This window comes from Lentilactobacillus parakefiri (assembly GCF_002157585.1).
Lineage (GTDB): Bacteria > Bacillota > Bacilli > Lactobacillales > Lactobacillaceae > Lentilactobacillus > Lentilactobacillus parakefiri.
In genome coordinates this window covers 14,817-34,258 of sequence record NZ_BDGB01000064.1, presented here as the reverse complement: position 1 = coordinate 34,258, position 19,442 = coordinate 14,817, and the positions used below count along the sequence as shown (strand labels likewise).

Genomic DNA, 19,442 nt, shown 5'->3' with positions numbered 1-19,442 from the left:
CATGAAAACCGTTTTTAAAATTGTCGGTGCATCCGCCGTTGTCGCCGGCGCTTATTTATACAGTCGAAAAGAAACCCCACAAGAATTCGTTGAACGAGCCAAGTTAACCTTCAATGATCGAAAGAAAAAAGCTGCTGACTGGAAAACTGCTTATGATGACTTCAAGAAATCAATGGATGCCTTCACAGCGCAGATACCTGTGCTCGAGAAGACGATTGATGACATCTCACGCGACGTGGATGAAGCCATGTTCAAAATTCAGCCCCGCCTTGATGAAATCAACAATTATACCGACAAATTGAAGTGAGCAAAATATGAATATTTGTTTAAATTCTTGCGGTCATTATATAAACGAGCCAGATTATGTTATTATTATCGGGAACGTTTGCTTTGCAGACGAATACTTTTAGGAATGGATGTGTTTTTGTATGAAAAAATGGCTAATCGTTTTAGCCGGCATTATGATGAGTTTTACTCTCGCAGCTTGTGGCAGCAAAACTGTTGCAACGACTAACGGTGGTAAGATTACAGAAAGTGCTTATTACAGCAGTTTGAAGAGTACTTCAAGCGGTAAACAAGTATTGCAACAAATGATCTTGAACAAGGTCTTGGACAAGCAATATGGTAAAGATGTTAAGGACTCTCAAGTTAACAGTGAATTCGCTAAATACAAGAAGCAATACGGTTCATCATTTAACTCTGTTCTCCAACAAAACGGTATGACTGCTTCACAATTGAAAGATTCAATTCGTTCTAACCTCTTATTGAAGCAAGCCGTTAAAGATAACGTCAAGATTAGCGACGCTCAACTTCAAACGCAATTCAAGTCTTACCAACCAAAAGTAACTGTTAACCAAATCTTGGTTTCAAAGAAATCAACTGCCAACAAAGTTATCAGCGAACTTAAAGACGGTAAGAGCTTCTCAAGCTTAGCTAAAAAGTATTCAACTGATACAGCAACCAAGAACAAGGGCGGCCGAATCGCAGCATTTGACAACACCAACACTTCACTTGATACCAACTTCAAGAAGGCTGCTTTCAAGCTGAAGAATGGTCAATACACTAAGACCCCCGTTAAGACTCAATATGGTTACCAAGTTATCCAAATGGTTAACCATCCATCAAAGGGAACTTGGAAGCAACACGAATCTGAATTAAAGGATCAAATCGTTACCAGCAAGATGTCTGATAGCAATACCTTACATTCAGTTGTTTCCAAAGTTCTTAAGAAGGGTAAAGTTACCATCCAAGATAAAGACCTTCAAAACGTCTTATCTGATTACCTTTCATCAAGCTCGTCATCTAAGAAGTAATTTCAAAGCGATTCATACAAAAAGGATTGGACAATGTCCAATCCTTTTTGTGTTGGTTCAATTATAACAATTCACCTTGTGTCGGTTTGTTCTTTGGGTCAACTGATTTTTCCGGTTTGTAGAATCGCCGATTATCCAACCCAAAGATCCGATCACTGAACTGTCCGGGATCAATGTTCTTAGTGGCGCTTTGAATCATGACAATCGTAGCGTCTAACTCATCCAAGTGATGGAGAATTTCGGCCTCCAATATTTTCGGCCGTTCAGGCGAACCATACTCGAGTAAGCCATGATGGGACAGAACCATGTGTCGTAATAAAATGAGATCTTGAGATTGCTGATCAATCCCCAACTTGTCAGCCGCTTCAACAATTTCAGCGTCCATAATACTTAAATGGCCGAGCATATTGCCTGCTAACGTGTATTCTGTCGCAATCGGCCCAGAGAGTTCAATGGTTTTCCCAAGATCATGTAAAATGGCACCGGCATACAGTAATGGACCATTAATGCAGTCATACTGATTGACGATCGAATGAGCCAGTCTCAAAATTGAAATCGTGTGAAAAGCTAATCCACCGGCAAAGTCATGATGATTGGATTTTGCGGCTGGGAAGGTATAAAAGGCGTTTTCGTGCTTTGAAATTAAGCTGCGGACAATTCGATTATCGACGGCATTGGTAATCTCAAAGATGGTTTGGTCAATGTATTCTTCCATCTGGTCACGAGACATACCAGCTCGTTTGATAAAGTTAACCGGATCATGCGGCTCACTTTGATTGGCCAGCCGCATGGCTAGAATCTTGATTTGGGGAGAATTCATATAGTTCTCCCGCTTTCCTTTCAGCAGAACGACTTTTCCAGACACAAAGGCTTCAATATCCGCTGGGGATGCATCCCAGTACTTGCCCGAAATTTGGCCGGATTGGTCTTGAAAGACTAAAGATAGAAACGGCTTGCCATTTTTGGCCACCCGCTTGGAGGCGTCCTTTAATAATACATACATCTCGAATTCTTCATCCAATTTGATATCCATCAATTGTTTTGCCATAAAATCGCCTCCTAAAGCGTTTTAAGATCCAAGACAGGCATGTTGTCAGCATTGCCTTCGAGATTGGCGGTGAAATAAAGGACTTGGGTCTTCTCACTCACCTGTTGAAGCATCATCAGGGCTGCTTTTTTTCGGCTTTGATCGAAATTCACAAAGCCATCGTCAATGATAATTGGCATCGGGTATTGGTTGCTGAATCCAACTGCCATCGAAAAGATCAGCGCCAAGTAAAGCTGTTCCAACGTTCCGGTAGATAATTCGTTAATTGGAAAGGAAACATCGTCTTTTCTGACAACTGAAATTTCCTTTTTAAAAATAATATCCTTATAAGCATCATTCGTCAAAGTCGCAAAATATTGTTTTGCCAATTCGAGCGTCTTGGGCAGCCGACCCTTGCTGGCGATGTCCAAAACGGCTTGAATCCATTGAGAACTCAGCTTAAGTGCCAAATACTTTTGGACATTGCTGACAATTTCAGCCTGTTGGTTGGCCAATTGCTGACGCAGGTCATAATATTTGCCATCCTTGATTAACCCATCAATTTCTGTCTGAAATTGGGTCATTTCCCGACTTAAATCTGTCAGTTGATCTTGTAGACCCTGGACTTGTTTCGTAGCTTCATGAACCTCGGTGTTTAAGGCATCTTGATCGACCTTCGCAGGAATAACCACGTTAGCAGATTTGATTTGACTCTCAAAGGTTGTTTTTTGCTCCAATTTCTTAGCCAAGTCTGACTGAAAAGTAACACTTTGTTGAAATGCTTCATCATCGTCAACATCACGGCTTTCCAAGAAGGCCCGCTTTTGCTTGACCAGTTCAGCCAACTTGGTTGTAGCGGCGTTCAGTGTCTTTTGATCGTCATTCAACGTCGTTTGTTGCTGCTGATAATCAGTTGCTAATTTATGCCAGTGGGCAACGGCCTTGCCAATGGTCTCGACGGCGGCGGAATACTTAGATTGGTCGAACTTCAACCAGTCCGTGGCAAACTGCCACTGATCAAGATACCCCTGGTACTTAGCTTGTTGCTGAGCGAGCGTATCCTGTTGGTTTTGATAACTTTTTTTCAGACGCTGAATTTCCTGAAGTGAGCTTTGCATATGAAGCCATTGAGATTTATCAATTCCCTGCAGATCAAATTGCGTCTGAATGGCTGTCAATTCTCCACGAATCTGTGTAAGTTGTCGATCAAGTTCAGCCGGATCCTCACGAGTTTGATCTGTTTGCCGTTTTGAACCACCTTTGGCAGTGTACCAGCCCCAAACAGCCGCAGCGGCCGCTAAAATGTATCCGACCCATCCAAATGACTTGGATCCTAATAAAAGAGATAGTACCGCAAAGGCGATCGCTACACCATACCAGATGAGACCATTACCATGGTGCTGGTCGGGTTGAACAGGTCGCTGACGGGTCCTTTGAGTACGCTTTTCTTGAAGATTCTGTTCCTTTCGCAGCAACTCATTGACTTTAGCAAAGGTCTGATCATCAAATGGTCGCGGCAGCCCCCCCTCTTCGTTTTTGTTAATTGAATCTAACTGCGCTTGAATTTGTTGTTGAACGTCTTTTTGTTGCGACTCCCCCAGTTCAATCGCTAAAGCGGCCTTCCTAATTTCAGGTAGACCCTGAGCTAGTCGCTCGATGGTGTCACTATGAGTCTCATAAAAGGCTTGGGCAGGTGTTTTCACCGTTTTACCGGCATCTGCATCAACAACCTTTTGAGCTTTTTGAACAGCCGCTTTTTGGGATGTCAGCGCCATATTGAGTTTATTAAATGCATTCAGGTCCCCGCTGCTGAATTTAGCCTTCACCTGAGCGGAATCAACATCGCTGAGATCACTCAGCTTGTTAACCAGTGGTAACACCGTCTGTAAGCGGCGCTTATCATCCAGTTGATGATTGGCTGCCTTTAGAGCCACTTGGAGATCATTCAAGTCTGATTGATCCCGCTTTAAGTGAGTCCGCAAGTCCTGGTAGCGCGGAAAATGATCCTTTGCGGCGCTGACTTGATCTTCAAGCTTTTTATAAGCGGCAATTTGCACGTTGATGGTTTTGGTTCGGCCGCGAGGTGCATATAGCTTTGCAGACTGCTTGTCCAAATCAGCTTGCAGGTTCATCCAATCCCCAGCCCCAGCAACGCCAATCGATTGAATCCGCAGCCGTAATTCATCCCGGCCCATTTTATAAAATTCGGTTTGATCAATGCTGCCAAAGTAAAATAACTGGTCGTAAGCAGTTCGATCAATGGGGGTAATTAATTGCTGGTAATCATCTTCACTCAGTTCGGTATCGTTATCCAAATCATAAAATTTGACGGTCCCGCCATATTTCAAGCCTGTCCGGACAACCTTGTAAAGATGGTGATCGGAAGAGAAAGTTATTTCACCACCGTACGGCGCGCTGCCTTTCGGCTGATATTGACCATGAACAGAATGTTTTTTGTCAGTGAAGCCAAATAAAACACCCTTGATAAACGCGATAATCGTACTTTTGCCAGCTTCATTTTGACCATAAACAATCTGAAGTGGATTCTTTATATCAATTAATTGATCAATCCAGCGGCCAAAGCCATAGATGTTTAACTGTTTAATTATCACTTGGATTTGTCCTCCTGTGTTCCGTCATGAATCACGTTTTCTTGAAGGATGGTTCCTGCTTGATCAAAGATTTCCTGTTTGGCTTCTTTGGCCCCAACTTCATCCTTGATAAAAGCCGGTTGTTTATTGAATTCCTTGAGAAGTTGATCAAAAACTTCATCGTTCAAGGTTTCTGCCTTGGCTTGATTAAAATAGTCCTGGTCAATACTGCTGTAGACCAAACTTTTGACTTGTGGTGCTTCAATCGAAGTAATCCAGCAGTTCAGCTGCTGCCATTTATCAGCATTTATTTCTTGAAGTTCGTCCAGGAGATCGCCATCACTCATTTTAGTGAGTAAATCAGCATCAACAGCCGTTTGACTGGTCAATTGGATCCGAATAAAATGCAACTTCGAATAGTGCAGATCAGCGATCTTTTCCAGAATGGCTTCTACCAATTGGTCAACCGAGACCTCATCCAGGGAAATGATCACCCGGTCCCAAATGATCGGGGCGGTTGGGATAAATTGAGTTTTAAGGCGTTTGTCATCGCTTTGAACCAATAGGTAACCCTTTTCACCGGATTCGTTGATATGGCGCCCTTGGGTATTACCAGAATAATTGATGGTTTGCTGCTCATTTAACGCCTGACGCTTATGAATGTGGCCCAATGCCCAGTAGTCATACCCCTTCTCCTGAAGTTCGGACAACGTAAATGGGGCGTAATTGGCCTCTGGAGAATGAAGTGAGCTTAAACTTCCATGAAGCATGCCGATATGCCAATCAACGTTGTCAACTGCTGTTGGGTAGTTTTGAATCATCGGCTGGGTGATCCACTGCTTATCAAAACTAAAGCCGCTGACGGCCACCACTTCACCGTCATTTAGGGTATACTTTTTGGTTTCAACCTGGTTACCGAAAACCAGTGTATTATCTGGATAACCAAAGGACGCCGGGTCTGCCGTGGAATAATCATGGTTGCCAAAGCTGACAAATGCTTCAATTCCATGGTCATTCAATCGATTAAGCTGAGCAATTAAAAATGCGTCGGCAGCCACACTGCGCTCTTCTCTGTCAAACAAATCACCAGCCAAAAGGACAAAGTCTACTTGCTGGTCAATTGCATCATCAATGATTTTTTGAAAGGAGTCAAAGGTTGATTGGTGAATCTTCTCCCAGAGCTCGTTGGGTAATACATGATTTTTGAGCCCCAAAAAAGGACTGTCCAGATGTAAATCTGCGGTATGGATAAATTTCATATTCGATTCCTTCCTTGATTATGTACAAAATAAGGGCCAAGACAAAAGTACTCAAACTTTTTTTGTCTCGGCCCCTTTTGTCACGTGCTTGATTTCCTTATGACTTGTACAGATCACTGATTGGCTTTGTCACCGTTTCATTAATATCAGATAATAATTGGCTCAATGCCTTCTCTTTAGTCATCAATTCAGAAATTAATTGACTCTCACGCATTTTCCCAGCAATTGCCTGGATGTTTTGAATCTCATCTTGGGTTGGCTGGACACCCTGCATTTGCTTTTGCTGAAGATTTTGTTGGGCGTCTTGAAAGTCATTGAACAACTTGTAATCGTCTAAGCTTTTCTTCAGCGCATCATAAGCAGCTTTAATCTCAGTAAATTCATCAGACGCGATTAATTCTGCTTGGAGCTGGTTGGTTGTTGCGGTCATTTTTTCATTCATCAAATAGTGTCCCCTAACAAGTTTATTTACCTAATTCTAACACATTCTAAAAATTGCTTCCTGAAAAAGTTAATGGTTGAACCAACTTTTGGCATCATCTATTAAATCTTTTGCCTTTTGTTCGATTTGGTTACCATATTGATTCGTCTTCTTTTGAATGGTATCCCAAAGATTGTCGTTACTACTTTCGCCTTGAACAATCGATTGAGCATCTTTGGTGTTGAAACTCGAATTCTTGGTATACGGCAGCATCGTCTGCATCTCATTTTTGAAAAGCGGTCCAACACCTGTTCCACTTAGGTTCTCCAAGTGGTGTGCCTGACTGGTACTATCAAACCCTTCCCAAGTTGCGACAACCAAGTCAGGTGTATAGCCAATAATCCACTTATCCTTGGTTGCGTCAGCTGAACCGGTGTTATCGGCTTCTGTACTACCAGTCTTACCGGCCACTTGGTAGCCATATGGCTTGGCATCGGCACCGGTTCCGTTGTTGAAGACGCCAAGCATCATGCTGGTCATCTGTTTGGCAACCGAACCGGACATGATTTGCCGGCCTTCTTGCTTAGCGGTATTGTCAACCACCACCTTGCCAGTGGAGTCAACAATCTTTCGAATATAAAATGGTTTAACAATCTTGCCGCCATTTGCGAAAGCGGTATAAGCACCAGCCATTTGCTGGGGTGAAACACCACCGGACATCCCACCCAAGGCTAATGCCAGGTTCTTATCTTTCTTCGTGACTGGGATGTTAAAGTCCTTAACTGACTGATAGCCTCGATTGACACCGATTTGATTCAGCAGCCAGACGGCCGGCGCGTTCATACTCTGCGCCAACGCTTCATACATTGGCACCTTGCCTTGATAAACGTTATTATAGTTTTTCGGTGTGTAATGATTGGTCCCATAAGCTTTCTTCTTATCCACCAGCTCGGAATCAAATTTGTAGCCCGCTTCAAGTGCCGGTGTGTAGACGGCCAATGGTTTCATTGTTGAACCGGGTTGCCTGCTAATTTGGGTGGCCCGATTATAACCACGAAAAACGTGTTTACCGCGACCGCCAACCACGGCGGTCACCCCGCCGGTGGTTGGTGAGACCCCGATCGATGCGGCCTGGACTTCAGTGCCGTCAGCAGCATTAGCCGGAAACATGGCATTGTTGTTAAAGTTGGTCTGCATTGCCTGTTGCTGAGCTTGATTTAAATTAGTGTAGATTCGATAGCCACGGTTCATAATCTCTGATTCAGTCATGCCATACTTACTGATTGCCTCATCAATAACGGCGTCAAAGTAATACGGATACTTGTAACCGTCTTTTCGAACGTAAGTGTCCCGCACCGTGATTGGGGTTTTCTTGTAGTAATTTGCCTGAGCCTGATTCAGCTTGTTGTTTTCAACCATCAGCTGCAAAACAACATTTCGGCGCCACTTAGCGGCTTTTGGATGATCAATGGGGTTAAAGGCACTTGGCGAAGTCAACATCCCCGCCAAAACAGCTGAGTCGGGAACCGACAGGTTGACAGCATTTTCACCAAAATACTTTCTGGCGGCGTCTTGAACACCCCAAACCCCGTTACCAAAGTAAGCATTGTTGAGATACATCGTCAGTATTTCGTTTTTCGAGTAAACATTTTCAACTTGAATCGACAGGAATAGTTCCTTTAATTTTCGAGTCATCGTCTGCTCTTGCGAAAGATAGGCATTCTTAACCAGTTGTTGAGTCAACGTACTTCCGCCACCACTGATGTAATTGCGATGCAGTAATTTGTTCTTAACTAGTAAGAACATCGCCCGGGCAATTCCTTTGAACGAGAAACCATATTCATGGTAAAAATTGCGGTCTTCCGTCGATAAAACGGCCTTTGGAATGTTAGCCGAGACCTGATTCAAATGAACATAGGTCCCCTTTTGTGCGTATAATTCGCCAGCCTTGTGATTGCTGACATCAAAAATTTCAGTTGTCTTTGACAGTGACGATTCCAGGTTCTGGACATGAGCTGTTTTAGCAAGAAACACCAAGTAGGTACTGGTCACAAGTGAGATGCTGAGAAAAACCACTACCAGCCACTTAACCAAATGGAACCTTCGACAAAATCGGTTGAAGCGTCTCAAGAAGTGCCCCACCGATTTTCTAAATGAGTTGGTTGAATTGTTATTCATACAATACTCCTTTTGTGAATACCCCAATATTGTATCATATCTAAAAAGTGGGGAAATTACGGGTAGAAAAATTTAAGGAGGATTTAAAAAAGATTGGGAGGCAAAGCTGCTAATCGGGTCCTTTAAAGCTTGGTGAAAACAAAAAAGCCCCAAACCGGTTGACTTGGGACTTTCAGACTTAACGATTGATTACATTGCATCTGGGGCTTTAACACCCAATAGACTCAGGGATTCTTTGAGAACGATTGAAACCGCTTTGACCAGTGACAAACGAGCAGCTAATTGGTCATCTTCGACCAAAATCTTTGAATGGGCATAGTACTTATTGAAGGCTTTTGCCAATCTCAATGAATACTTGGCAATTTCTGATGGCTCAAAGTCCTTGCAGGCACTCTTCACAACATCTGGGAAATCCTTCAAAGCAGTCACCGTTTCCCAGGCAGCCGGATCGTCCAGCTGTTTGTTGGCACCATGAAGATCGATGTCGCCAGCTTTTCTCAAAATACTTTCCGCACGAGCATGTGAGTATTGCACGTAAGGTCCGGTTTCTCCTTCAAATCGAAGCTGATCTTCCAGAACAAAGTCGATGTTATTGGTCCGTTCATTCTTCAAATCACCGAAGATAATGGCGCCAACACCCACTTCTTTGGCAACCTCATCCTTGTTAGGCAAGTCAGGATTCTTGGCTTCAATCTGCTTTTTAGCAAGGCTGATTGCATCATCCAGGACCTCGTCCAGTAAGATAATCCGGCCAGAACGAGTGGAGAGCTTTTTTCCGTTAACGGTGATCAGGCCAAACGGAATGTGGTGCAGATTTTCGGCGGAAGGTAAGCCCATTTCAAGCAAAACGGCCTTCAACTGCTGGAAGTAATAGGTCTGTTCAGCACCGACAACGTATAAGTTCATTGCTGGTTTGTAGGTGCGGTCACGGTAAATAGCGGTGGCGATATCACGGGTAATGTACAATGTCGCACCGTCACTCTTTAAGATGAGGGCTGGATTCAAATCATATTTGTCTAATTTAACAACTTGGGCACCCTGAGATTCTACGAGCAGACCCTTGTCTTTTAGAATCTGAATCCCTTCATCCATCTTATCGTTATAGAAGGCTTCACCGTTATAAGTATCAAAGGTCACCCCTAGTTTTTCATAGATCTTGTTAAATGATTCCAATGAAACTTTACGGAACCACTTCCATAAAAAGACTTCTTCTTCGTTGCCGTCTTCCAACTTCTTAAAAGTCTCACGGGCTTCGTCATCCAGTTCAGGATGTTCCTTATCTTCCTTGTGGAACTTAACGTAGTACTTGACCAGGTTATTAATTGGATCTTTTTTGACGTCTTCTTCATTGCCCCACTTCTTGTAGGCAACAATTAATTTTCCAAATTGCGTTCCCCAATCGCCTAAATGGTTATCCTTAATTGGATGGTACCCATTTTTGACTAACAGTTTAGCAATCGAATTTCCAATCACAGTCGAACGCAAATGTCCCATTGAAATTGGCTTGGCAATGTTAGGTGATGACATGTCGATTGGGACATTGCCGCCTTTACCACTGTCATTTTGGCCGTATGCTGCGCCTTCCTCTAAGACTTCATTCAAAATTTCATTACTGAAGTTGCCCTTATCCAAGAAGAAGTTCAGATAAGCGCCCTTTGCTTCAACCTTCTCGTAGGAAGACTGGTCAATTTTCTCAACCAATTCTTGTGCAATGGCGTTGGGTGCTTTGTGGAAAACTTTAGCCAATGAGAAGGCAGGAAATGCCAAGTCGCCCATTGCCAGCGTTTTTGGCTTCTCCAGCTTTTCGTAAACCTCAGCTGATGATAATTCGTCGTTTAAGACACTTAAAATTGAGTTCGTAACCTGTGCTTTGTAGTCCATTAATGTTCCCTCCATCTATAAATATACAAAAAGACTCTTACAAAAATAATTGTAAGAGACGAGTAAACCCGCGGTACCACTCTATTTGATAAAAATATCCGCTCAAAGTATTAAATTGATATTCTAAAAAGCGCGCTTTGCTGACTAAATTTTTCGGCTCCCACCATCCCGAAATCGCTGACAATTCAGTGACCAGCTACTGTTCTTTTATTGTTGAATATTTATAATGTTCATTATGTATAATAACTTGTCAACCCGGTACGTGTCAACATTTATTACCACAACCCCAGTGCTGATACAACCAACACTAAGCGGGTAACGGGAATCGGACCCGCGACGCAAGCTTGGGAAGCTTGTGTTTTACCACTAAACTATACCCGCATAACAAAAATAATTATACCATTTTAAATTATCTTTGTCATAAAGATTTGAAATCGCTAAAGAATTTTGGAAAGGATTGCTTTTTGAAGCTAAAATATAGATACTTGACTTAAGAGGTGATTTGAATGTGGATCATATTGAACTACAGCTGCTGGGCAATTCTATTTGTGAATTTTATCTGGGGATTAACCAGATCGATTAAAAAGCACGTCATCGATTCGATGATGATTGCCCGCCTCTTCTACTGGCTCATCATGATTAGTCAAGTCGTTATTTCACTGCGTTCATTTCACCGTCACCCACTACTGGTTATTATTGGTGCGGTAATCACACTGGCAGTCATTGCGTTAACAGAAACGGCTTATGGCAGAAAACAAGACGTCAATTACAGCCCAAAACTGCTGTGGCTTTTGATAATTGCCACACCGATAGCTGTTTTCCTTCAAACTTTGGTCAACTATTAAGTTAGTTGGCTATTTATTTTGCCCGATTTTGCTGAGCTAGTTGGATACACTTGTCAGCCAAGACCGTCTGGGCATCAATGACCGGATAGTCGTGATTGCCGGCCCGCTGCTGAGCAACTGACAATTCCGTACAGCCCAAAATGACGATGTCACACTTTAAGGACTCAACCATTTGGGAGAGAATCAAGTGATACAGACCCTCGTCTACTTCATTTTTAGCTTTAATATCATCATAAATCAAGGTCATAGTTTGATCGGCAATTTTGGCCGTTGGTTTAACCAATTCATAACCAGCGTTCATAATTTCTCGATCATAAATTTTGTCATGCAGTGTCCCCTCAGTCGCAATGATTCCGACTCGTTTAGCATTGGGCGCATAGTCTTTAATAGCTACGACGGTTTCTTTTGGCATATGCAAAATCGGCACATCAGTGAGTTTTTGGAGCTCATCATAAAAATAATGCGCGGTATTGCAGGGAATCGCAAAAAAGTCTGGGCCTAAGGTACTCTGCTGCTTAATGTCATCAGATAACGGAATCAACGGATTGGGCTTTGAGTGATCCAAAATATAATCAGTTCGATCAGAAATGGTCGAATGATTGACTAAGATGTAATTTAGATAGTCCTGGTCTTTTTTTGCCTGCGTCCGCTCATTTAAGATATGAATGAAGGTCTCAGTTGCTTCGGTGCCCATGCCACCAATGATTGTAAAGAAATTTTTCAACTAAATCAGTCCCTTATTTTTCGACAAAGTACGTCTTAAAACTCTTGGCATAATTGTGCATCATCCACTTATATAATGCAAAGCGTTTGATGTTTTTGTCCTTAGCATACCAGAAAGTGTCCCCATAACGGCCTTCATTGATCATTTCCATAGCTTGTTTTTTGGCATCATTATCTTTGGCGTATTTTTCAAAGATCTTAGGTGTCACACCGAGCCACAGGAAGAACTGACTTTGATCCTGATTGGCATACAACGTTTTTTTGTCCTTCAATGAGTCGAAGACGTAATCTTGAACCACCCAGTCAGCTAGATGATGGCCGTTCAAGGTCACAAAGAAACTGCTGCGGCCTGTTCGCAAATTGATTTCAAACAACTTGTAAGAATTGTCTCGATGGTCAAACTTAAGGTCAAAATTGGCATAACCATGGAATTTGATTTTTTCAAGAAATGCTTGCACTTTGTTGTAGATTTCCTGGTTAAAGTCGGGAATAATTGCGACATAGTTTCCAATCGCAGCCGGGGCCGGATCTTCCAGCAATGGATGGCCCAGACACATCAGTTTAACCTGATGGTTCTTATCAACATAAACGTTTAAGGTCCGCATATTACTGTCGTCACCGGGGATAAAGTCTTGAAGAATAAAATCAGATGTGTAGCCGTTGTCATAACTCTTGGCAACAACATTCTGGAATTCCGCTTCACTTTTGATGATAAAGGCCTTTTTGCGCCCTTCAAAATGAATATCCAACCACTCAACACTATTGGCGGGCTTAAGGGCAACTGGATAGCCAAACGGCTGTTCAATTGGCTCACCTGAGGCGTACATCGCTTTGGAAATGATCTTTGTCTTAGGATATGGCAAATCATATTGATCACACATCTTGTAGAAGTTCTCTTTATCATTGAGCTTTTTAATGAGATCATAATCAATGTAAGGACAAATGAAGACATCTTCTAATTCTGCCTTGTGTTTGGCGATTAATTCAGCATAGCCATCCCCACAACCGATCAAAATGACCGGTTCTTGATGGTTAACATAACGATTTTTAATCTGCTTCATCGACTTAATCCAGACCGGATCCTCACTGAAGCCGGGAATCAGCTCTAAATCAACAATTTTTGTGAAGCGCGTCGGTGCCAGTTGGGTTTGGGCAAATGCTTTGACGGGCTTACCGTAAATTTCGTATAAACTTCTGGCCATCCCATAGGCATTAAAGTCACTACCTAAAAGAACAGGCGTAAAATCAAGCTGCTTATTTTTCATTACTAGAGTCCTTTCACGAGATTTTTAACAATTGCCGCATCGCCTTCATACGGAACGTTTTTACCATTCATTTTTTGGTACTGATCATGGCCCTTGCCAGCAACGACAACCAAGTCACCTTTTTGACTGTTTGAAATTGCCTGAGTGATCGCCTGTTTGCGATCGGCAATGTAGGTTGTGGCCACTCTGGATGTGTCAATGTGAGCAGCAATTTCCTTGGCAATTTGTTGGGGATCCTCAGTTGCGGGATCATCAGTCGTCAAATAGGCCTCATCGGCAGACTCATTAATTGCTTTTCCCAGACCTTCACGCCGGTCGATTCCCTTATCGCCGGTGCTGCCGGTAATAACGGTTACTTTGCCGGCTGGAGCCTGCTTCTTCAAGAAATCAAGAACCGAATGAAGGCTGCCGTAGTTATGGGCGTAGTCAACGTAAACCGTTCCATGGTCACGAGTCCGATAAATTTCCATTCGTCCGGGTACCCGGGTATTAGCCAAACCGTATGCAATCTCGTTGGGTTTGGCACCCATCAAAGCGCTGGTAATCGCTGCGGCAACCGCATTGCCTTCGTTGTAATCGCCGGGAATGCCAATTTGATACACGCCATCGATGTTCAATCGTTTGGCTTTAGCTGATCGGGCAGTTACTTGAATTTGATTTTCCGTCAGTGAATCCTTTAAAGAGCGATATTCGACGTCCACCGGAAAGTCAGTTTCTGAATGCTGACCAGCTCTACCATAAATAAAAATGTTCTCCGGCTGAGTGGTGGCTTTGGCTGCGTAAAAAATGTCAGTCAAATGCGTCCCATCGGCATTCAGCACGCAAACATCGGAATTAACCAGTAACTGTTCTTTGCAATGCAAATAGTCAGCAAAAGTTGGGTGTTCATTTCGGCCGATATGGTCAGGTGAAATGTTTAGAAAAACCCCGACATCGTAATGCAGGCCGTAAACCCGGTTCTTCTTGTAAGCCTGTGAAGAGACTTCCATTACTAAGTGACTCATCCCATTATCAACGGCTTTTCGCATTGTCGTGAATAAATCCAGGGATTCAGGGGTCGTTAAAGTCGATTTAACAACATCTTGTGGCATCAATCCAACCACCGTATTAATTGTTGAGGACAATGCAACTTTGCGTTGGTAAGTTTGGTCCAGAATCGCCTTGGTAAAGTAGGCTGACGTTGTCTTGCCTTTCGTTCCCGTGTAAGCAATCGTTGGTAAATCATCTTGTGGAAACCCAAAAAATGCCGCACTTACGAGCGACATTGCTTTTTGGATATTTTTAACGATAAAGCCTGGGATGGCGGCGTTTGCGTATATCTTTTCGGACATGTAGGCAGTCGCCCCGTTTTTTTGCGCATCATCCAGATAAGCTGGTTTAAAGTTACCCTTACAGAAAAATAAACAATTATCAGTGACTAATTTAGAGTTGTATGCAATCTGGTCAAAAGGATGACTTGAGCTGCTCAATTGACTTTCAAGCAATAAATTGTGTTCATTGAGTAAAACTAAAACCTCAGCAACAGTCATTTGTGCCAATTCGTGCACCTTCCATTCTTCGCATATTTCTAAATCTGAGTCCGATGAACCAAACTGACGGTATTCTCAGTTGTATCTTCTGGGAAGTAAACTTGGTACCAGAGGATAAAGGTATAGATGGTGAAAATCTTCTGCATGTTGGACTTGCCTTCAGCATGTTCCTTTAAAAGCCGGTCCAATTCGTTGACGTTGAAGAACTTCTGACCGGTATCAGAATGAAAAGCATTCACAATTCGTTCATGATACTTGGGATCATTGATCCAGCTGGCGATTGGAGACGGGAAGCCAAGCTTTTCTTTAAGAGCGGTCTTTTTAGGCATTTCCCGTTCTGCTGAAGTTCGCAAGGCAATTTTGGTTTCATCAGGGGTAATTCGCGTCTTAACCGGCATGGTTTCGGCAAATTTGGCAACTTCCTTATCAACAAATGGCACCCGAACTTCAAGCGAGTTACACATACTCATCCGATCAGCCTTATGCAAAATGTCGAAAGGCAGCCAGGTATTGATATCAAAGTATTCCATTTGAGTCATTTCGTCTTTACCCTTAACATCGTCAAAAATGTGCTTGGTATAAGCACCTGAATCGGTGTTAATTGCAGGATCCTTTAAGACTCGATTCCGATCATCATAATTAAACACGTAGTTCACACGATAGTAGCGTTCACTTAACGGCTGTGCACCACGAACCAAGAAGCGTTTGCCATGGAAACGAGGGAGCCGCTTGGCAACGGCAGCCAACCCCTTACGAACGGGCTTTGGCACATATTTCTGGTAACGATCGAATGGAATGGCCTCCAGATAGGTGTTGTAGCCACCAAAGAATTCATCAGCACCTTCACCAGATAAAGCGACTTTAACGTGCTTGGACGTGTCCTTTGATAGGTAGTACAACTGAATGGCAGCTGGGTTGGAAAGCGGCTCATCCATGTAATACATCATGGTTGGTAGGAAATTGAAATAGTCATCACCATTCATGTAAATTGGCGTATTCTTTTGATTAATGGTCTTGGCAAATTCAGTCGACCAAGCCAACTCACTATATTTGGAGTGGTGAAAGCCAATTGAGAAGGACTGGATTGGCTTTAACTTTGCGGCTTCGTTCAAAACGTAACTTGAGTCAATTCCACTAGATAGGAAGCTACCCACTTCAACATCGGCAATCATATGGGCCTTAACAGAATCATCGATCAATTTACCAATCTTGTCAGCGTCCCCTTCAATTGTTTGACCGTTATCAATATGATCGTAGTTGAATTTGTAGTAACGATGGGTTTCGGTCTTGCCGTTCTTGTGCAAGAAGTATTGACCCGGCAACAGTTTATAAACGTGCTTGAACATGGTTTCTCTTGAAGGGATAAACTCAAAGCTCAGATGAATTGGCAGTAAGCGCAAGTTCAGTTCCTTATTGAAATTAGGGTGTTCCAAAAATGCTTTGATTTCAGAACCCCAAAGAAAGGTATCACCGTCATCGTAATAGTATAACGGCTTGATTCCAAAGTGATCCCGGGCACCAAAGACCTCGTTATTCTTCTTATCATAAATCACAAAGGCAAACATGCCGCGAAGTTTATCTAATAAGGCTGGGCCCCATTCTTCGTAGCCATAGACCAACACCTCGGAATCAACATCAGTCTTGAATTCATATCCTAAATCGCGAAGTTCTTCACGAATTTCTTTATAATTGTAAATTTCACCATTAAAAGTCAGTACCTTAGTCTGGTCAGCGTTAAACATCGGCTGACGGCCATGGGCTAAATCAATGATTGAAAGTCGACGAAATCCCATTGAAACATTATCGTCGGTAAAATAAGCTTCGTCGTCGGGGCCACGATGCTTGATCCGATCAGCCATGCTGTTAATGGTACCTTCTGGAACATCTTTTTGGTTAACGTAACCAACAAATCCGCACATATTTTATACCCCTTTTATCAAATCTTCTTGGTTAGTCTTGAAATTAATAACGTTGTATATTTTATCAGATTACATAGCTTGCTACCAGTCCTATAAACCTTTCTTAAAGAACGGCTTGGTTAAAGGAAATTAAAACACTTTCGAATTTCATTTTACCATTCTTTTACGTTATACTTTAAATAGAGTATCAAATTGTTTTGAAGGGAGAGATACAAATGGATGAGATCGTATTTTTCAACCCAGGAGATTCTATCGGCAACTTTCATGATCATAATGAAGCTGTCAAAACAGCCCAAATTTATAAGGAAAAAGAACAGAACAAGCGGGTTCTGGTTGTTCATGGCGTCGACAACAAAAACTTCGACATCTTTATGGCTGACGACATCATTAGCCATGATAATGAAAAAAATGCCATTCAAAAGCCCTATAAGATTTCGGATCGGATTTAATGAAATAAGAATGGAACTCAAAAAGGATTCAGAATTTGTTATTTATAGAACAATTCTGAATCCCTTTTTGAGTTGTTTAAATGTGAATAGCTATGCTTTTGTATTAACAACCAAGACTTTCGTCGTCGCGTTTCGAACAACAAAGGCAGTTGTCGAACCAATCAGAAGTCGGTTAATGGCATCGACACCTGATTTACCAATAACGATCAGATCGACATCGTGCTCATCCGGATAAACATGGGCAATGATGTTCTTTGGATTACCGATATCAATGGCCGTTTCATAGTTGACACCTTGCGAATCAGCATACTTCTTAACCTCAGCAATAATATTTTCAGCGATCTTGTGCTGGTCATCATACATGCTTGGCGGCATGCCAGCAGCCCCTGCGCCGTAATAGAAATTAGTGTTGTTAATAACCGTTACCAACTGCAGCTTTGAGTCAAATTGCTTGGCCAGCTTGCAAGCCTCTTCCAGTGCCTGTTGGGAATTTCTACTTCCGTCAAGTGGTACTAAAATGTTGTTGTACATAAATATCACCCTTCTTTCTTGTAAGCGGAAACATTCTTGTCTACACCACTATAATGCTACGATTATATACAAAAAGCAATTAATGAGTTTAGAGATATATTCTTAATCACAATGATCATAATTTCCTGTAAAATAACCGTATTTAACCAGTGCAATCACAACTTTGATATAATGAATGCATCAACTTAGAGAGAGGCTGATTGAATATCCCATTGATAACGATTCTGCTTGATTTAATTTGTATTGGTCTGTATTTTGTTCAGGATACTTATGGTAGTACTGCTATTTACATGACCGGGTTCATTATCCAGACCGTGATAACCATTTTTTTGATTATCGCCGCTTTCACGTATAGTGGGAAAAAGTATACCAATCACTTTTTTTCAATTTACAATACGACATTTCGATACGACATCATTGTCATTTCTGCAATCGTAAACGCTTTGATGCTGTTTTTGTACGGCATGAACGTATTTGGCATTAATAACGTTATTTTTTCGCAATGATGGGTTAATGCCTAAGCTACTTTGGCTGATAGTGGTTTTAACACGAAAACGCCTCAACCCATTATTCCTAATGGATTGAGGCGTTTTCTGTTATGCCCTCGGCAGGATTCGAACCTGTACTTGATTGCTCAAACAGCGACCTGAACGCTGCGCGTCTGCCAGTTCCGCCACGAGGGCAACAACAGGTTTTATTTTACACTAAAAGTAGTAACTTGAAAAGAAGTTTTGTCGTTTTGTTTTAAAAACCAGGTATCTGCTTGAGCTTGGATCATGTTTCATCATCAAATAACCAATCAAAGCCATCAAGAAGGCCCCCGCCAAATCAGCGATCAGATCGGTCATGGTATCCATCAAGGCAGCTCGGCCAACTAACAACTTACCGGCTTCTTCGTACCGTTGAAGATTCAAGCCACCCAAACCATCAGCTGTAAACTCATACATTTCCCAGAAAACGCCACAAGTCGTCCCAAACGTAAACGCAAACAAGCTCATCAAAAATGGCTTGTTTGTGGCGTTATCCCTGGCGGTCATCAATCCTTGAAAGATTGAGAAGCCTAACCCGGCTAACATCATTGCGGAAAAGACATGTTCATATTTATCCCAAAATGGCACCCCGTAAAATTGGAGGCCTGATCCCAAGAAAATGGACATATACAGAAAGATGTAGAAGAAAATCAATTCAATCTGTGGAAAATAAAACCGACCCAACTTTTCAATCAAAAATGGCAGGCTGGCAATTATAATGCCAATAAAGACTTCCACCAAGAGCAGTGTCTGCCCGTGGATTTTAGGTTGGCCCTTCATTAACCAATACCCAAAGTATCCGATATAAGCGGCCATTGAAACGACCGTAATCCAAAACAACCAAGTACTAAATCTAAATTTACTAATCTTCATATGTAAAAATCCCCTTTTGTGTCAAAATAATTGTCTGCAATTAAATTGACTCCCGTGTATAAGTCTTGCTTTTAAATATAAATACATTACAATAATAACATAAAGTAT

17 protein-coding genes and 2 tRNA genes are annotated in these 19,442 nt (G+C 42.2%); 5 read left to right on the top strand and 14 right to left on the bottom strand.

Annotated features, from left to right (window positions below):
- The first annotated feature begins 1 nt into the window (after nt 1).
- Together LPKJCM_RS06780 and LPKJCM_RS06775 are read left to right on the top strand one after the other, a co-directional pair.
- Nucleotides 2-307, top strand: coding sequence for a hypothetical protein (locus LPKJCM_RS06780; protein ID WP_057963235.1), 306 nt, complete (start codon nt 2-4; stop codon nt 305-307).
- A 121-nt stretch (nt 308-428) separates the two neighbouring features.
- A complete protein-coding gene (locus tag LPKJCM_RS06775) occupies nt 429-1,313 on the top strand; it encodes a peptidylprolyl isomerase PrsA (protein WP_057963234.1) in 885 nt (294 codons plus the stop codon).
- A gap of 61 nt (nt 1,314-1,374) precedes the next feature.
- Here the strand turns inward: LPKJCM_RS06775 and LPKJCM_RS06770 are convergent, their stop codons facing one another.
- From LPKJCM_RS06770 to LPKJCM_RS06740, 7 genes are all read right to left on the bottom strand, one after another.
- Nucleotides 1,375-2,361 carry a 3'-5' exoribonuclease YhaM family protein gene (locus LPKJCM_RS06770; RefSeq protein ID WP_057963233.1) on the bottom strand — a complete coding sequence of 329 codons (987 nt, stop codon included), beginning with the start codon at nt 2,359-2,361 and terminating at the stop codon, nt 1,375-1,377.
- A gap of 11 nt (nt 2,362-2,372) precedes the next feature.
- Nucleotides 2,373-4,952: an ATP-binding protein gene (locus LPKJCM_RS06765; protein ID WP_057963232.1), complete on the bottom strand. Its 2,580-nt coding sequence runs from the start codon at nt 4,950-4,952 to the stop codon at nt 2,373-2,375.
- Complete coding sequence (locus LPKJCM_RS06760; RefSeq protein WP_057963231.1) at nt 4,949-6,190, bottom strand: metallophosphoesterase family protein; 1,242 nt, start codon at nt 6,188-6,190, stop codon at nt 4,949-4,951. Before LPKJCM_RS06760 ends, LPKJCM_RS06765 begins: the two co-directional genes overlap by 4 nt.
- A gap of 97 nt (nt 6,191-6,287) precedes the next feature.
- Nucleotides 6,288-6,632 (bottom strand): YlbF family regulator, encoded by a 345-nt coding sequence (locus tag LPKJCM_RS06755; protein ID WP_057963230.1) that lies wholly within the window; start codon nt 6,630-6,632, stop codon nt 6,288-6,290.
- A gap of 69 nt (nt 6,633-6,701) precedes the next feature.
- Entirely contained in the window at nt 6,702-8,789 is a 2,088-nt protein-coding gene (locus tag LPKJCM_RS06750; protein ID WP_057963229.1) for a PBP1A family penicillin-binding protein, read from the bottom strand.
- A 189-nt stretch (nt 8,790-8,978) separates the two neighbouring features.
- A complete protein-coding gene (gene argS, locus LPKJCM_RS06745) occupies nt 8,979-10,670 on the bottom strand; it encodes an arginine--tRNA ligase (RefSeq protein WP_057963228.1) in 1,692 nt (563 codons plus the stop codon).
- A 310-nt stretch (nt 10,671-10,980) separates the two neighbouring features.
- Nucleotides 10,981-11,051, bottom strand: a tRNA-Gly gene (locus tag LPKJCM_RS06740).
- Between the two features lie 125 nt (nt 11,052-11,176).
- Between LPKJCM_RS06740 and LPKJCM_RS06735 the strand changes: the two genes are divergently transcribed.
- Nucleotides 11,177-11,515: a YisL family protein gene (locus tag LPKJCM_RS06735; RefSeq protein WP_057963227.1), complete on the top strand. Its 339-nt coding sequence runs from the start codon at nt 11,177-11,179 to the stop codon at nt 11,513-11,515.
- 13 nt (nt 11,516-11,528) lie between these two features.
- Here LPKJCM_RS06735 and LPKJCM_RS06730 read toward each other — a convergent pair whose 3' ends face one another.
- The 4 genes from LPKJCM_RS06730 to asnB are packed head-to-tail and all read right to left on the bottom strand — an operon-like array spanning nt 11,529 to nt 16,951.
- Entirely contained in the window at nt 11,529-12,239 is a 711-nt protein-coding gene (locus tag LPKJCM_RS06730; RefSeq protein ID WP_057963226.1) for an amino acid racemase, read from the bottom strand.
- Between the two features lie 13 nt (nt 12,240-12,252).
- Complete coding sequence (locus LPKJCM_RS06725) at nt 12,253-13,503, bottom strand: carboxylate--amine ligase (RefSeq protein WP_057963225.1); 1,251 nt, start codon at nt 13,501-13,503, stop codon at nt 12,253-12,255.
- A 2-nt stretch (nt 13,504-13,505) separates the two neighbouring features.
- The gene (locus LPKJCM_RS06720; protein ID WP_225364153.1) at nt 13,506-15,032 is read right to left on the bottom strand and encodes a UDP-N-acetylmuramoyl-L-alanyl-D-glutamate--2,6-diaminopimelate ligase; all 1,527 of its coding nucleotides are present in this window, start codon (nt 15,030-15,032) and stop codon (nt 13,506-13,508) included.
- Nucleotides 15,033-15,070: 38 nt separating this feature from the next.
- On the bottom strand, nt 15,071-16,951 hold the full coding sequence (gene asnB, locus LPKJCM_RS06715) for an asparagine synthase (glutamine-hydrolyzing) (RefSeq protein ID WP_087069584.1): 1,881 nt from the start codon (nt 16,949-16,951) through the stop codon (nt 15,071-15,073).
- A gap of 215 nt (nt 16,952-17,166) precedes the next feature.
- Between asnB and LPKJCM_RS06710 the strand changes: the two genes are divergently transcribed.
- A complete protein-coding gene (locus LPKJCM_RS06710; RefSeq protein WP_057963223.1) occupies nt 17,167-17,400 on the top strand; it encodes a hypothetical protein in 234 nt (77 codons plus the stop codon).
- Nucleotides 17,401-17,490: 90 nt separating this feature from the next.
- Here the strand turns inward: LPKJCM_RS06710 and LPKJCM_RS06705 are convergent, their stop codons facing one another.
- Nucleotides 17,491-17,931 carry a universal stress protein gene (locus LPKJCM_RS06705; protein WP_057963222.1) on the bottom strand — a complete coding sequence of 147 codons (441 nt, stop codon included), beginning with the start codon at nt 17,929-17,931 and terminating at the stop codon, nt 17,491-17,493.
- A gap of 200 nt (nt 17,932-18,131) precedes the next feature.
- Here LPKJCM_RS06705 and LPKJCM_RS06700 point away from each other — a divergent pair, with 200 nt between their 5' ends.
- Nucleotides 18,132-18,437, top strand: a complete 306-nt coding sequence (locus LPKJCM_RS06700) for a hypothetical protein (RefSeq protein WP_057963221.1) — start codon at nt 18,132-18,134, stop codon at nt 18,435-18,437.
- A 93-nt stretch (nt 18,438-18,530) separates the two neighbouring features.
- Here LPKJCM_RS06700 and LPKJCM_RS06695 read toward each other — a convergent pair.
- Together LPKJCM_RS06695 and LPKJCM_RS06690 are read right to left on the bottom strand one after the other, a co-directional pair.
- A tRNA-Leu gene (locus LPKJCM_RS06695) sits at nt 18,531-18,614 on the bottom strand.
- Between the two features lie 21 nt (nt 18,615-18,635).
- Nucleotides 18,636-19,334 carry a DUF2238 domain-containing protein gene (locus tag LPKJCM_RS06690; protein WP_057963220.1) on the bottom strand — a complete coding sequence of 233 codons (699 nt, stop codon included), beginning with the start codon at nt 19,332-19,334 and terminating at the stop codon, nt 18,636-18,638.
- Nucleotides 19,335-19,442 lie beyond the last annotated feature (108 nt).